General features: G+C 49.3%; 16 protein-coding genes and 1 pseudogene. 6 read left to right on the top strand and 11 right to left on the bottom strand.

Going from position 1 to position 14,481, the window contains the following annotated elements; translation table 11 throughout:
• Positions 1-51: 51 nt before the first annotated feature.
• The 3 genes from U2H13_RS11550 to U2H13_RS11560 are packed head-to-tail and all read right to left on the bottom strand — an operon-like array spanning position 52 to position 1,844.
• The gene (locus U2H13_RS11550) at positions 52-1,020 is read right to left on the bottom strand and encodes a GNAT family N-acetyltransferase (protein ID WP_022553008.1); all 969 of its coding nucleotides are present in this window, start codon (positions 1,018-1,020) and stop codon (positions 52-54) included.
• Positions 1,017-1,361 (bottom strand): antibiotic biosynthesis monooxygenase, encoded by a 345-nt coding sequence (locus tag U2H13_RS11555; RefSeq protein WP_007409393.1) that lies wholly within the window; start codon positions 1,359-1,361, stop codon positions 1,017-1,019. Before U2H13_RS11555 ends, U2H13_RS11550 begins: the two co-directional genes overlap by 4 nt.
• A gap of 12 nt (positions 1,362-1,373) precedes the next feature.
• Positions 1,374-1,844: a GNAT family N-acetyltransferase gene (locus U2H13_RS11560; protein WP_007612374.1), complete on the bottom strand. Its 471-nt coding sequence runs from the start codon at positions 1,842-1,844 to the stop codon at positions 1,374-1,376.
• Between the two features lie 215 nt (positions 1,845-2,059).
• On the opposite strand from U2H13_RS11560, the gene U2H13_RS11565 reads away from it, so the two are divergent.
• From U2H13_RS11565 to U2H13_RS11585, 5 genes and pseudogenes are all read left to right on the top strand, one after another.
• Positions 2,060-3,286 carry a DNA polymerase IV gene (locus tag U2H13_RS11565; RefSeq protein WP_103526777.1) on the top strand — a complete coding sequence of 409 codons (1,227 nt, stop codon included), beginning with the start codon at positions 2,060-2,062 and terminating at the stop codon, positions 3,284-3,286.
• A gap of 15 nt (positions 3,287-3,301) precedes the next feature.
• Positions 3,302-3,646 carry a YolD-like family protein gene (locus U2H13_RS11570; RefSeq protein ID WP_017418082.1) on the top strand — a complete coding sequence of 115 codons (345 nt, stop codon included), beginning with the start codon at positions 3,302-3,304 and terminating at the stop codon, positions 3,644-3,646.
• Between the two features lie 100 nt (positions 3,647-3,746).
• Positions 3,747-3,953: a YqzH family protein gene (locus U2H13_RS11575; protein WP_003153294.1), complete on the top strand. Its 207-nt coding sequence runs from the start codon at positions 3,747-3,749 to the stop codon at positions 3,951-3,953.
• A 73-nt stretch (positions 3,954-4,026) separates the two neighbouring features.
• Positions 4,027-5,099 (top strand): annotated as a pseudogene (locus U2H13_RS11580) (AI-2E family transporter).
• A 91-nt stretch (positions 5,100-5,190) separates the two neighbouring features.
• A complete protein-coding gene (locus U2H13_RS11585) occupies positions 5,191-5,358 on the top strand; it encodes a DUF4083 family protein (RefSeq protein WP_007409388.1) in 168 nt (55 codons plus the stop codon).
• Between the two features lies 1 nt (position 5,359).
• Here U2H13_RS11585 and U2H13_RS11590 read toward each other — a convergent pair whose 3' ends face one another.
• The 5 genes from U2H13_RS11590 to U2H13_RS11610 form a co-directional block, all read right to left on the bottom strand.
• Positions 5,360-5,749: a VOC family protein gene (locus U2H13_RS11590; protein WP_029973629.1), complete on the bottom strand. Its 390-nt coding sequence runs from the start codon at positions 5,747-5,749 to the stop codon at positions 5,360-5,362.
• Between the two features lie 24 nt (positions 5,750-5,773).
• Positions 5,774-6,733 (bottom strand): type I pantothenate kinase, encoded by a 960-nt coding sequence (coaA, locus tag U2H13_RS11595; RefSeq protein ID WP_003153290.1) that lies wholly within the window; start codon positions 6,731-6,733, stop codon positions 5,774-5,776.
• A 75-nt stretch (positions 6,734-6,808) separates the two neighbouring features.
• Positions 6,809-8,158 (bottom strand): D-serine ammonia-lyase, encoded by a 1,350-nt coding sequence (dsdA, locus tag U2H13_RS11600; protein WP_160216908.1) that lies wholly within the window; start codon positions 8,156-8,158, stop codon positions 6,809-6,811.
• A gap of 16 nt (positions 8,159-8,174) precedes the next feature.
• The gene (locus U2H13_RS11605; RefSeq protein WP_017418085.1) at positions 8,175-8,951 is read right to left on the bottom strand and encodes an SDR family oxidoreductase; all 777 of its coding nucleotides are present in this window, start codon (positions 8,949-8,951) and stop codon (positions 8,175-8,177) included.
• A 7-nt stretch (positions 8,952-8,958) separates the two neighbouring features.
• Entirely contained in the window at positions 8,959-9,918 is a 960-nt protein-coding gene (locus tag U2H13_RS11610) for an MBL fold metallo-hydrolase (protein ID WP_160216909.1), read from the bottom strand.
• Positions 9,919-10,304: 386 nt separating this feature from the next.
• On the opposite strand from U2H13_RS11610, the gene proC reads away from it, so the two are divergent.
• Positions 10,305-11,144 carry a pyrroline-5-carboxylate reductase gene (gene proC / locus U2H13_RS11615; protein ID WP_021494272.1) on the top strand — a complete coding sequence of 280 codons (840 nt, stop codon included), beginning with the start codon at positions 10,305-10,307 and terminating at the stop codon, positions 11,142-11,144.
• Positions 11,145-11,180: 36 nt separating this feature from the next.
• Here the strand turns inward: proC and U2H13_RS11620 are convergent, their stop codons facing one another.
• From U2H13_RS11620 to U2H13_RS11630, 3 genes are read right to left on the bottom strand one after another with little or no spacing between them, the layout of a single operon-like run.
• Positions 11,181-11,927, bottom strand: a complete 747-nt coding sequence (locus tag U2H13_RS11620; RefSeq protein WP_022553005.1) for a polyketide synthase — start codon at positions 11,925-11,927, stop codon at positions 11,181-11,183.
• A 59-nt stretch (positions 11,928-11,986) separates the two neighbouring features.
• Positions 11,987-13,234 (bottom strand): hydroxymethylglutaryl-CoA synthase family protein, encoded by a 1,248-nt coding sequence (locus U2H13_RS11625; protein WP_160216910.1) that lies wholly within the window; start codon positions 13,232-13,234, stop codon positions 11,987-11,989.
• Positions 13,235-13,291: 57 nt separating this feature from the next.
• Positions 13,292-14,446 (bottom strand): cytochrome P450, encoded by a 1,155-nt coding sequence (locus tag U2H13_RS11630; protein WP_029973625.1) that lies wholly within the window; start codon positions 14,444-14,446, stop codon positions 13,292-13,294.
• Positions 14,447-14,481 lie beyond the last annotated feature (35 nt).

Genomic DNA, 14,481 nt, shown 5'->3' on the forward strand with positions numbered 1-14,481 from the left:
TTTTCGCCATTGTAGCATACCGAGCCGCTGTATGCATTGTTTCTGCTTTCTTTACAGCAGCCCGCTCTCCCAGTCCTTTGCCTCTTGTTCAGCCGCCTTGATCCAGTCATTTTTCCCTTCACTATACTTTGCCATATCGTATGGGTATGTCTCAGCGAGGTGCCGTTTCAGTTCCATGTATTGAGCCGCTTTTTCAGGCTTTGCAGTGAGGTAATCCCGGAACAGCAGATGAGGCTTCACGTCCGGATGGCCTGTTTCGTATATGTGAACGTGGTGTGTGCGCTTGTTGCCGCCTTTTTGAAAGAAACGCCGGCCCTCTATCCCGTTTTCCCCTTTCGCCTCATAGCCGAGTGCTTCCAGCTGCGGACTGAATCGGTCGGCATCCAAAATATCTTTGACCTCCGCCAGTATATCGATGACGGGTTTGGCGGCCATCTGCGGGATGGAGGTGCTGCCGATGTGGCTGACAGAATGAAGTGCTGGGCCGAAAATTCGGATCAAGTCCGCCTTCTCTCTTTCAAACATTTCTTTCCATTCCGGCTTGTACGGAACAACTTCCGCTTTCCTCTTCGGATAAAGATGAAAAAACGAGAGGGTCAGCCCTTCCGGCGTCTCAATCTGTCCGGCTTCCGTGAACCCGGTTTTTAAATAGAGAGAGACTGCCGGAACGTTTTGGCTGGCGGTAGCCGCCTCTATTTTTTGGGCGTCCCGGTTCTCGTCTATCACAAATTGAAGAAGCGCCCGTCCGATCCCTTTCCGAAAGCCGGACGGATGCACCGTCAGCCTGCATATGACAAGGTCATATCCCCTTTTTTCATACGAAATGACGCCTGCAAGCTGATCTTTTTCCTTGAAACCGGCAAACGTCTCCCGTGACCGCTGTATATCATCGGGTGTTTCATGCAGGGCGGGAATGCCGAAAAAGCCGATCAGCTCGGCTTCTTTTTGATAAGAGCAGCGCTGAACCGCCGCAATTTCCCGCGCGGTCTGTTCTTGTGTATGCTGTAAAAATGTAATCAATCTTCCGCCCCTTTTGACGCAAACATCCGCTGTGACTCCGTCTTCGTAATGCGGACCGCGTACGCTTCATACCAGGCGCTTTTTCCTTTTTGTTTTGCCGCCTGGTGGTCCGTATGATCTTTCCACCTTTTAATCGCCTCCAGGCTGTCCCAGTAGGAAACCGTGATGCCGCAGCCGTTTTCCTCCCGAACGCTTTCCGCGCCTAAAAAGCCCGGCTGTCCGCCTGCCAAATTCATCATACGCTCTGCCGTATGTTCATATTCCTCATCATATTTTCCCTTTATTGATGAAAAAATGACCGCATAATAGGGCGGTTTGGGCGTGTCAGCTAAAAAACCCATATTCATCCCCCTCTATATATATTTCACAAACAGAATCCGGTCTTCTCCCGGGCCGTCATAATTCGCAAAAACAGGGATTCCGTTTACGGTTTTGGTTCCTTTTTCAACTTCAAAGCCTAATTTTGTATGATAAGCGATTGATACTTTATTGACAGGCGCCGTCACGCAATTGACTTTTGTGCAGCCCCTTTTCTTCACCGTCTCCATAAATCGGTCGTAGAGCTGTTTTCCAATTTGCATTTTTCTGAAATCCGGATGCACACCGGAAAAATGAATGTAGGCTGTCTCAGGGTCTGATTGTGACTGAAAACCGATTAAAAAACCGGTCATTCCCTCCGGCCCGTACGTGATAAAGCTTGTGTCCTGAAAATGTTCAAAAAACAAGCGCGGCAGTTTGTCTTTCATCTGCCTGCCGCCCCACCATTCATTCAAAACAGACGTAACCATTTCATAGTCTTCAGAGGTAATTGTTCGAATATCCATTATCGATTGACTCTCCTTTTCGTCCGGCAAAATGAATGTCAGCTCTTCTCATTGGAATATAAAAAATTATATGTGGGTTGTTTGCAATTGTAAATGATTTCTTTTCAAGCAAACGAATCAGCACGTCTTCCAGCCGGGGAATGATTTACCAGTATAAACGTGATCATTGTTCGGGTACAATGAAAAACAGAACAAACGTTCCCGGAGGTTTTTTTATGGCTGATATTCTTCTTGTTGATATGCAATCGTTTTATGCGTCTGTGGAAAAAGCGGAAGCGCCTCATCTCAAAAACCGGCCCGTGATTGTCTCGGGAGATCCCGAAAGACGCAGCGGCGTCGTGCTTGCGGCTTGTCCGCTCGCCAAACGATACGGCGTAAAAAATGCCGAACGGCTGTGGGAAGCGCAGGCCAAATGTCCCGACGCCGTTATTGTCCGTCCGCGGATGCAGCGGTATATTGATGTATCCGTCATGATTACCGAACTGTTTGAACGGTATACCGATCTTGTAGAACCCTACTCCATCGATGAGCAGTTTCTCGACGTGACCGGAAGCAGGCGGCTGTTCGGTGATCCTTTTACAATTGCCAAAAGCATTCAGCAAGCGATTATGCGTGAATTCGGAATTTATGCCCGTGTCGGCATCGGGCCGAATAAGGCGCTCGCGAAAATGGCTTGCGACCATTTTGCCAAAAAAAACGCATCCGGCATCCACAGATTGGATATGTCAAATATCAGGCAGGATCTGTGGCCGCTGCCGGTCGGAAAATTATTCGGCATCGGAAAACGGATGGAGCATCATTTAAGACGGATGGGCATCAGCACAATCGGCGGGCTTGCCGGGCACCCAGCCGAACTGCTGAAAAAACGCTGGGGCATTAACGGCGAATTGCTTCAGCGGACAGCCCGCGGCATCGATCCCTCTCCGGTCACCGTCAACACGCACAGCCGGCAAAAAGCGATCGGCCATAACATGACCCTCCCGAGAGACTACAGCCGCTTTGAGGATATTAAAGTCGTGCTGCTGGAGTTAAGCGAAGAAGTGGCCCGCCGCGCCCGTTTCAAACAATATATCGGCCATACGGTTTCGGTCAGCATCAGAGGCGCTGATTTTGAATTCCCTTCAGGTTTTCACAGACAGAGAAAGCTGGTGTCTCCGACTAATTTCGGAATGGATATTTTTAAAGCGGCGGTCAAGCTCTTCAAAGAGCATTGGAACGGTGAGCCCGTCCGCAGCGCCGGCGTCTCCCTTTCCCAGCTGGAGCCTTGTGATTATGTTCAGCTGAGCCTGTTCGATGCCCAGGAAAAAAAGATCAGTCTCGGCAAAGTATTGGATGATATTCATGAGCGGTACGGCCCTGCGTCGCTCCTCCATGCCGCTTCACTGACAGAGGCCGGCCAAGCCTTTCACCGGGCTGAAAAAATCGGCGGGCATTACAAATAACTTGAGGTGATATACATGAATCCGAACAAATTAACACCCGGGTATAATGTCATGTGGGAATCAAGCCGGATGATGCTGCCCGAACATCGGGAGCAGCTGCTTGCGAAAAAACGAAAAGAACGGGAATTCCGGCCTCCGGAACTGAGCGAAGAGCAACTGAACGACATGAACCGCATCATTGCGGCGTCAATTGAAGAAGACAGGGCCATTTCGGTCACCTACGCTTCCGCACACGGCCCCCGCCGCTTTTGGGGCTGGGTAAAACAAGTGATGCATGACGAAAAACGTTTAAAAATCATAAACGATGAAGATGCGTTAACGCTGCCGTTTCATCGTATTCTCTCAGCTGAATTGGAATAAAATCCCCACCCCGGCCTGACAGAAAATATGATAGAAGAGTGGGAGGATCACATGATATTTAGTAGAATAAAGATGAATGACAAGAATAGGAGAATATATGATGGATCAATTTATAGAAAAAATGCTGGGACAAGCCCTCCGCCAGTATGGACGGAATGTGTCGACAGATCCGCTGAGCCCCTATGAAAAACAGAGTTTAAAAAAAGCTTTAGAAGAAAGAAGGAATGAAGAACCCGATGAGGATCTCCATGCCCATGTAGAAGATATTATCTACGATTACGTCACCAATCAGGGGCAGTTTTCCTGACACGGACGTTTATGCACCGGGCGATAAGGGAAACGTCCGAGAGTAAACCCTTAAAGATTGCGTGGTGCAGGATATGCCTGTCGGGCCTTATTTCAGGATCGGCTATGCCGTTCTTCTGTTATTTCTCATCATTTATCTCGGAACATTAATAGACTTTTTGTTCCAACCTGTTGTGATTACGGTTAAAACCTTGTTTCCGCCTATTGTATTATCGGGCGTCCTTTACTATTTGTGCCGCCCGCTCGTCAGAGTGCTGCATGCGAAATTAAAGCTGCCCGAAGGAATCGCGATTTTAGCGATTTATGCGGGAACAGCCGGCCTTTTTGTCCTCTTCCTTTATACGGCGGGCCCTGCCGTTCAAAAACAGTTTACAGCCTTCACAGATCATATTCCGGAGCTTTCCGCAAAAGCTGAAAATTGGATCGGGCATCTTCAGGACAGCGGGAATGGTTCTCCCGGCTTCAGCATGGGGATTCCTTTAAAAAATTAGCAGACAAAGCCGCAAATTATTCCGGTTCAATCGCTGATTCTCTCAGCAGCCTGGCCGGTACGGCTGCCAATGCCGCCATCACCGCCGCCATTATTCCGTTTGCGCTGTATTACATGTTAAAAGAAGGACACAAAGCCCCCCGGCGACTGCTGCGGCTTCTTCCGGAAAAACATCAAAAAGAAGGAAAACAAATCCTTCAGGACATGGATGAAGCTCTCAGTTCATACATACAAGGACAGCTGCTCGTCAGTTTTTGTGTCGGCGTACTCGTCACAATCGGCTATTTTATAATCGGGCTCGATTATCCGCTCGTTCTGGGCGCGTTCGCCATGGTGACAAACCTGATTCCGTTTATCGGGCCTTGGATCGGCACATTTCCCGGAGTCATTGTCGGATTGTTCGATTCACCGACCGAGGCGGTGCTGGTGATTACGGTCGTCGTCATTGTCCAGCAGCTTGAAAGCCAGCTGATTTCCCCGCAAATTATGGGACGGAAGCTGGACATTCACCCGCTGACCATTATTTTTCTTCTGCTTGCCGCCGGCAAATTCTCAGGAATTGCAGGGATGCTGCTGGCCATTCCGGGATATGCGGCCGCAAAAGTGGTCATAAGCCACATGCAGAAACTATTCATTCTCAGAAAAACACAAAGCTAGGAGAGAAATGATTCATCCCCCATGTCTTCACATCGGTCAAAATGAAAAAACGGCGGGCTGAAGAAGCCCGCCGCACACGGAGGTAAAAAAGATGAACATCGGTGATGTCATTTTTCAATTGATTTCATTTATTGCAGCCGCGTTTTTCCTGTTTGCCGTGATATACGTATTCAGAAGCTTGAACAAGCGCCGCATACAATTGGACAGAATCGAAAAGAAACTCGACGCGCTGCGCGAAGAAAAAAACGAAAAGTTATAGTTCATTCAGAAGCAGGAGCAACGAGCTCCACTTTTATCCGATCCGGGTCCTCCGTGTATACGGCGTAATGCGTGCTTCCGCCTGCATATGGATGGCGGTCCCTGTAAAGCACGGGGCATCCTCTGGCAAGCAGCTTTTCTGTCATCTCGTCAACCTGCTCTCTTGATGCAGCATGAAAAGCCAGATGGTTCAGCCCGACCCGGCATCTGTGGTACTCCGGTGTTAAAAAACGCTCCTCTGTCTGTACAAGCACAACATAAAATCCTGCGTTTTTCCAGCTGATGCCGGAGTCCCAATTTTGAAATTCCCTATAACCGAGCTCACCTAAAAACCATCCCCAAAACCGGGCGGAGGCTTTCAAGTCAGATACATACAATTCAATATGATGCATCATAATATTCGCTTCCTCCTCACATCACACCCGCCTTACCAGCACCTCTTCAACTTTATGGCCGTCACCTTTTCTCAAAATCAAATCCGATCTGAATTTTGTCGGCAGGATATTTTCATACAGATTCGGACGGTTGACGCTCTCCCAAATGGAGGCGGCCATGGTATCCGCTTCTGCATCAGACAAATCCTTAAATTTATGAAAATAAGAAGCCGGATCCTGAAAAGCGGTTTCTCTTAAGAGGCGGAAACGCTCCAAATACCACGTGAAAATCCGGCTTTCTTCGGCATCCACATAGATCGAAAAATCAAAGAAATCCGATACAAAAATCCGCGGATCTTCCCTGTCGTCCTCTAATGTCGGCGACTGCAGGACATTGATTCCTTCGATAATAACGATATCCGCACCTTCGACAACCTCGACGGCGCCCTCTTCCCTGTCATACGTAAGATGGGAGTATACGGGCGCCTCCACTCTCTCTTTCCCTGACTTTATATCGTTCAGAAATTCAAGCAGCGCTTTCACGTCGTAGCTTTCCGGGAATCCCTTTCTGGACAGGAGGTTTTTCCTTTTTAATTCCGCTGTCGGATACAAAAAACCGTCGGTTGTCACCAGGCTCACCTTCGGCCTGTCCGGCAGACGGGAAAGAAGCTTTTGCAAAATTCTCGCCGTCGTGCTTTTGCCGACGGCGACGCTGCCCGCGATTCCGATGATAAACGGGATTTTGGCTGAATGCGGATGCTTCAGAAACACGTTGACATGCTGATTCCGTCTTGCGGCAGACGTGACATGAAGATGGAGCAGGCGCACAAGCGGAATGTAAATCGTTTCTACTTCTTCCACCGACAGGTAGTCATTCAGCCCCTCTACGGCCTTGGCTTCTTCCTCTGAAACGGCAATGGAAAGGTGGCCGCCGAATCCGGCCCACGACTCGCGGCTGTGCTGCGTATACAATGTATGTAAGTTCAATTCTTTACTTTTCACAATTCACACCAATCTCTCTGTATGGCTTTCCGATAAAAAAACAAACGCTTACAAAGATTGTAACGGAAAACCGCTTCACTGTCTGCCCATTTTTTTCACAAATGAGGAACCGATCCGGCTGTACTCTTCCATTTCCTCCTCCGGAACCATGCTTCCGCCGGTGCTCCACACAAGGTGCACGGCATTTTCCATCTCAAGCCCCCGTTCTTTTATATAACGGTTTCCGGCTTCGGTCTGAACGACCTTGACGGCTCCGGCCAGTCCGGCGAGTGCAGAGGGTTCAAGGCTCTTATTCTCGGCCGCCCTTAATTGAAAAAGCAGCGAAAAAAGCGTGCCGTCATCGGCGGTATAGCAGCCGCTGAGTATCGGTTCCATCAGAGGGCCGGCCAGTCCGGACGGCCTTCCCACCGCGAGTCCGTCGGCGGCCGTTTGATTATCAAGACCGATATCCTGCACGCTGATTCCGTCATGCAAGCCGGAAAACAGTCCTAACAGCATACACGGTGAATGCGTCGGCTCACCGAAAAAAATATGGACATGCTCGCCATAGATCAGCTTTAGCGCAAGCGCGACGCCGCCCGGGCCTCCTCCGACCCCGCACGGCAAATAAACGAAAAGCGGTTCATCTGCATCAGGCTTTATGTTCATTTGATCGAGCTGCTTTTTCACACGGCTTCCCGCAACGGCATACCCCAAAAACAGATCCCGGGAATGCTCATCATCAATAAAATAACAATAAGAGTCCTGCTTCGCCTGCATGCGCCCCTCTTTGACAGCCAGACTGTAGTCTGCTTCATATTCGATGACGCGAACCCCCTTTTCCCGGAGCAGCTCCTTTTTCCACTGCTTTGCGTCACTGGACATATGAATGGTCACACAAAAGCCGAGCTTCGCGCCGATTATGCCGATACTCAGACCTAAATTGCCCGTAGAGCCGACGGCTATAGAGTATTTTGAGAAAAAAGCGGTAAACCGTTCTTCAGTCAATATGCTGTAATCGTCGTCTGCTGAGAGCATTCCCGCTTTCACCGCGAGATCTTCGGCATGCTTCAGCACTTCGTAAATCCCGCCGCGCGCTTTAATGGAACCGGAAATCGGAAGTTCGTCGTCGCATTTCAAAAGCAGACGCCCGGGGAAAGCCTGAGCGGCGCTGTGTTCCAGATGCTTCTTCATTTCATTAATCAAGATAAGCGGAGATTCAATGAGGCCTCCCTCCGCTTCCGTCTCCGGAAAAGCCGATGCGATATAAGGCGCAAACCGGCGCAGCCTTTCTTCCGCTTCGGCAATCTCCTGTTTCCATTCAGCACCATGCTTTACTGGATCATCGGTTTTATGCGGGTTGATCCAAAATACTTCACGCGCCTCCGCCATTTGCCTGACGAAAGGCTCTGCCATCAATGTCTTGTGTATATCCCGGTCGGACATTCCTTTTTCCCCCTTGTTACTTTTTCTTTAATGCGCGGCCGGCCAGTTTTTCTGTAAACGATGGGAAAAGCTGATACAGCTTCGTCCCGAGGCTCATCCATCGCGGAAGATTCATTTCCCGTTTATCCGTCAGAATCACGGATGTAATGCGCTCTGCCACATGGTCGGCATCAAGCATCCATCTGCCGACGCTTTTCACATAACCGCCCTCTTTATCTGCAATTGTAAAGAAGTCTGTTTTGATCGGACCGGGATTAACCGTTGTCACAGCTACACCCGTACCGGCCAGCTCAAGCCGCAGCGCATTGGAATACCCTAACACGGCGTGCTTCGTTGCAGAATAAAGGCTTGATTTCGGCGTCGCCAATTTGCCGGCCTGTGAGGCGATATTGATAATATGGCCGCTTTTCGCATGAAGCATCACAGGAAGACAGGCCTTCGTACAGGCGATTAATCCGAAGACGTTGACTTCAAACATTGCCTTCATATCATCCAAAGATGAATCAGCGGCCGTTTCAAAAATGCCGAAGCCGGCGTTGTTGATTAATACGTCAACATGACCGATCAAACGCCTTACGTTTTCAGCCTCTTCTGCATGCCGGACGTCAAACGGAATGACATCACACTGCCCGCCGCGCGCGGTAATCGTCTTTTTCACTTCCTGCAAGCGGTCCTCCCGCCGCGCGGATAAAAAAACATGAGCTCCTTCTGCCGCGCAGGAATATGCAAGCCGTTCTCCGAGTCCGCCGGATGCTCCGGTGATCCAAATCCGCTTATCCGTTAATCTGCCCATTTCTCCTTCACCCCTTCACAGCTTTAAACTTCAGAATATCTCCCGACTGAAAGGATACAGCCTTCCCTTCGGCGGCCAGCACGTCAAGATGGCCGATCGTTTCTGACATCGTTAAAAACATTTCATTTTCATAAACAGCCGGAAACAGCCGCCGGCATACCTGAAAAGCCGTCAGCGTTTCCTCTGACAACAGGCGCAGCACATATTCCGACCGGTTTCTCTGTTTTTCAAGCCGCCTGTCAAAAGCAGGCTTTACGTCTGTCAGCAGATCGCCGTGTCCCGGATATAAAAAGGACGGGTTTAAGTCATACAGCCGCTTCATTGAGTTCAAGTACTCGAGCATCGGGGCCGCGCGCACGCCCCCCTTTTCCGGAGCTTCCAGAATCGGATTGGTGGAGCTGTTGGACAAAAGCAGATCGCCGCTGAACATTTCACCGCTTTTTTCATGGTAGAGCGCAATGTGAGAAGCGGCATGGCCCGGGATTTCGAGCACCGTCCAGCCGTTAAGCCCGTCAATTTTTCCGCCTTCTCCCACTGTTTTCGTTAACGGACGGTTTGCAGAAAATAAGTATGACAGCTTAACTGTTTTATGTATGTCTTCAGGCGTCAGGGGAACGTCCATTTCAGTCATAAGCGACAGAAAAAAGTCCTCCTGCCGGGCGATATACGACTGATCCTGAGTAATGTACCTGTCATTCAGCGGATGCCCGATCACTTCCGCATCCTCAGAAAAAAGGTGGAGCAGACCTGAATGATCTGCGTGATGATGAGTGAGCACCACCTGTTCTATATCCGCCGCAGAAACCCCGTGTTCCTTAAGCTGCAATGAGAGCGATTCAGCCGCTTCCTTTGTATTCGGGCCGCAATCAATAAGGGTTAAGGCTTCATCTTTTATTAAATAAACGATAACGTCGCCGACTGCAAACGGAGTCGGCACACGTATCGGAATGATCTTTCTCGCTGCCATGTTTACGCTCCTTCGTTCTTTTCATTCCTGAATAATCATATTTTAGCGTTTTCTTTTCACTGTGTCATTATCAGAAAAAAAGATTGACATCCCGCTCTTGCGCATAGCATAATGAACAACAAACTAGAAAACACGGAACGCGATGACGAGGAACTAGTATATAAACAACGGCAGCAGAGAGCAATGTCCCCGGCTGAAAGACATTGCGGCCCTCTTGTTTACAGAACCTGCCCTCAGAGCGGTTAGGAAAACCTAAACGTATCCCCTCGTTACGGGATTTGAGCTGAGCACGGCTGATTCGTGCTAATGTAAGGTGGTACCGCGAAACCTTTTCGTCCTTTTTGACGGGAAGGTTTTTTTGTGTTTTGAGAAGAAGGAGGATTTATATGAAGAAAATCGGTTTTATCGGGGCCGGATCAATGGCGGAAGCAATGGTGAACGGACTGCTGCAAAGCGGAATGACAGCCCCCGGACATATATATATGACAAACCGGTCAAATGACAGCCGGCTTGAAGAGCTCCAAAAAACGTACGGAGTGAAACCGTGCCGGGATAAAGAAGAATTTTTCAGCAATACCGACATTATCGTTCTCGCCTTTAAACCGAAAGATGCGGCAGAAAGCATTGAGAACATTCGCGAATACGTGAAAGATCAGCTTGTGATTTCTGTCATCGCAGGGCTGACGATTCACACGATTCAGCAATATTTCGGCAGAAAGCTCACCATCATCCGGGCGATGCCGAATACATCCGCGGCCATTCAGCAATCGGCGACCGGTTTTTCCGCAAGCTCCGAGGCGAGTGAAGCTGAAATCCGGACGGCAAAAGAGCTTCTGGAAACAATCGGAGAAGCGACGCGCTTTGAAGAAAAACACCTTGACGCCGTCACAGCCATTGCCGGAAGCGGTCCCGCCTATGTGTATCGGTATGTCGAAGCAATGGAAAAGGCCGCCCTTCAAGCCGGCCTGCCGGAAGAAACGGCAAAAGAGCTGATTTTACAAACCATGGCCGGGGCGACGGAAATGCTCAGAACAAGCAGCAAACGGCCTGAACGCCTGCGCAAGGAAATCACAAGCCCGGGCGGCACGACTGAAGCAGGCCTTCGCGCATTAGACGAGCGCCGCTTTGAAGAAGCCATCATGCACTGCATCGCAGAAACCGCAGCCCGGAGCGCCGAAATTAAAGAACAATTCGCAGGCTCCGTTCTGCAAAAGACGGACCAGTGATAAAGCATGGGGCTTCCCATGCTTTTTTCATTCTGTTTAACTGCCGTATAAGCGGCTGATTCTCTCTTTTACTTCAGGAAGATGGAATGTGGCTTCGTGCATGTTCACCTCTTCCTCAACCGCTTTTGTCAGCTCTCTTTTCATCCGTGCGGTCACATTGGTTTTCAGCGCAACCAGTGAGGCTCTCGGTTTATCCGCCAGCAGCCGGGCTAATTCGCGGCCTCTTTGAAGGACGTCTTTTTTCGGCAGCACTTCAAACGGAACTCCCCGTTTTTCCAGAGCGGCGCCGCTGAAATTCGCGGCCGTAAACAGCATTTCTTCCCCGAGGACAATTCCCAGTTTTTCAGGCACAATATACGTCGCGCCCATTCCCGGTGTAAATCCGTACTTCATATAATTACAAGAATAAAAACTCTCCCTGCTTAAAATCACGAAATCCGAGCTCAGACCGATCGTAAAGCCGGCTCCGATCGCATGCCCCTGCATGACGGAAATCACGGGAATCCTGCAATCCAATAAAAGACTGTGAAGCTTTAAATCTGTAAATTGGAGCTTTCCGCTCTGAATGGTCAAAAGCCCCTCCTGCGTTCCTCCCGTGCAGAAATAATTTCCGTAACCCGTCAGAAGGACGGTTTTATAGGACGGATGGGCATTGATGTCTTGGAATACCCGGTGCAGCTCTCTGACAAACTCTTCTGACAGCCCGTTTTTCCCGGCCGTATCCTGCATTGTGACCTGCACAATGCCCGGTTCTGTTTCCTGTACATCAATCATTGGATTCATGTTTATTCTCCGTTTCTTTAAAAATACTCAAGCCTTTCCGGCTCTGAGTGTTTCTGATACTAGGTCGTCCATTCATACTTTCTGTGAAACTCTTTTATTTCAGCCAGCACCAATCGCGCTTTTCCTTGATGCGCATTCGGGATGTCTGCTGCGGGCGCGGCATTTCTTGTGCCGAATTTTACGATGCCGCTGTCTTGGAGCAGCCGGTCGTAATCAGCCATCGATAAACGGACGCGTTCATCCAAATGCCGGCTGATCTGAAATTGATTCTGCCGCGTCCGGCTTTGCGGCATAACGACACCGCTGTAAAATTCAGAGCAGCAGCCCGAACCGTATGAAAAACAGCCGACGCGTTTCGGCGTTTCAAAAGAGCCGTTATCAATCGTGCTGGCAAGAGATAAAAATACGGTGGCCCCCATGATGTTGCCGACGCGCTGGCAGTATTGAATCCCAGGCAGCACGCGTTGCTGAAAATCCGCTTCAATGTCTTGCGGCTTAGCCTTTTCCAATTTTCTCATCATCGTCCGATGCGCTCCTTTTACCATTCCGCCAAACGGAGTATGAAAAGAAAGGTATTGAAATGTATTCTTATAATCCGCCCCGCTCACACGCTTTCGGTATTCCTGAAATGATTTTTCACAGCAGTCCAAATAAGACATGAGCGAAAGATCAGCATCCCCCGCTTCACTATCCGGAATCGGGCGGCAGGTATCCATGACTTCATACCCGTAATACCCGCTTGCGCCTTGATCAAGCAAAAAGACATGAGGGGTGCTGCTGACTAAAAGCGCCACAGCTCCCGCCCCCGCACTCGGTTCGGCATAGGACCATTCCTCCGTCAACGCGTCACCGCCTTCAGCCACTAAAAAGCGGGAAATATCCGTTCCGATGATGAGCGCTTTCGCTCCCGGCGATGTTTGCGATAAGATGAAATTCACGCCCATTTGAAACCCGGCCGTTAAAGAATAGCAAGCCTGTTTCACCTCAAATAACCGGCAATTCCGCTTCAGCTGCAAATAATCATGGACGTATGTACTGATGGATTTGCCAAAATCAATCCCGGATTCCGTACAGGTGATCACCATTTCAATCTGATTCCGTTCCTCTTCTGACAGAGAGTCGATAATCGGTTTTGCGGCATTTACGGCGAACGTAATCGGATCTTCAAACGGAAGCGCCACCACTTTTTCTTTCATCAGCAGGTTCTCAAACCTTTTTTTATCCAGGTTCCGATGTTCCGCAAGCTCCATGACGTCTACATACGCGGTTCCGCCAAACACGTTCATTGCTTCGATTCCTACATTCATTTCTCCAAGCCCCCAGAGTAAAGAGGCTTCCTGTGGAAGCCTCTTTTATTTTTTCGTTCAAAACTCAACAAGCAGCCTGTCAACGCCGTGAAATACAGGGCTCGGAACCAGATTCGGCTCTTGATCCTCAGTAAAACGCCATGCGGGCATCTGTTCAAAAAAGTGGGAAAGCGCGATTTTCGCTTCAAGCCGGGCCAGCGGCGCCCCTAAACAATAATGGCTGCCCTGACCGAATGACAGATGCTGATTCGGCTTTCGTCCCAAGTCAATCTGATCGGCATTTTCAAACTTCTTTTCATCTCTGTTCGCCGATCCAATCCACGCATACACTTTTTCTCCGGCCGGAATCGTTTTTCCGCCAATCTCGCTCTCAACCGCGGTGTAGCGGGTTACCCGCTGAATGGAAGGTCTGAGGCGGATGACTTCCTCAATAAAGTCAGGAAGGAGCGCCTTATTTTCAAGCAGCCGGGGCAGAATATCCGGGAACTCCTTGAGACTGAGAAATGAATTTCCGATCACATTTTCCGTCGTTACGTGCCCCGCGACGATCAACAAGCCGCAAAAACCGATTAATTGCTTGTCTGACAGCGGCTCTCCGTCTAAATCAGCTGCAATTAAATGGCTGATTAAATCATTTTGCGGCTGTTTTCTCCGCTGTAAAATAAACTGCATGAAGTATCCAATCATCTGCTTTTGCACTTCATTCATTTTCTTTTCATCTTTTACATTCTGGCTTTGGTCGACCCAGCTTTTAAAGATATCCCTGTCTTTCGGAGGGAATCCTAAAAGCTCTGCGATCACGATAATCGGAAGCGGAAATGCGTAATCTTCAATAATGTCCATCCTGCCTTTTGAACGGACGGCCTGAAGCAGGTCATCAGCGATAGCGGCTATACGCGGTGCAAGAGACTCGACCGATTTCGGCATGAACGGCTGATTGACCAATTTTCTGAAGACGGTGTGTTCAGGCGGGTCCATTTTCAAAAGGCTGTCTTTGTTAATATGCCGGATCATTTTTTCCTGCTTGTCCGCACTTAAGTATTTATGATCGGAAGAAAAATGACTGTAGTCAGAAATCACCCGCTTCACTTCATCATAGGTGAAGATTTCCCAGCAATCTTCCTTTTCATTGTAATGAACGGGAGAGGTTTCTCTCATCGTTTGGTACCACTTGTACGGCTGCTGCTGTCTGATTTTTGTTAAACTGGTCATTTTCATTCCTCCAAGATGTGATCAAGATTTGAAAT

This window comes from Bacillus sp. A1 (genome assembly GCF_042296235.1).
Classification (GTDB): Bacteria; Bacillota; Bacilli; order Bacillales; family Bacillaceae; genus Bacillus; species Bacillus velezensis.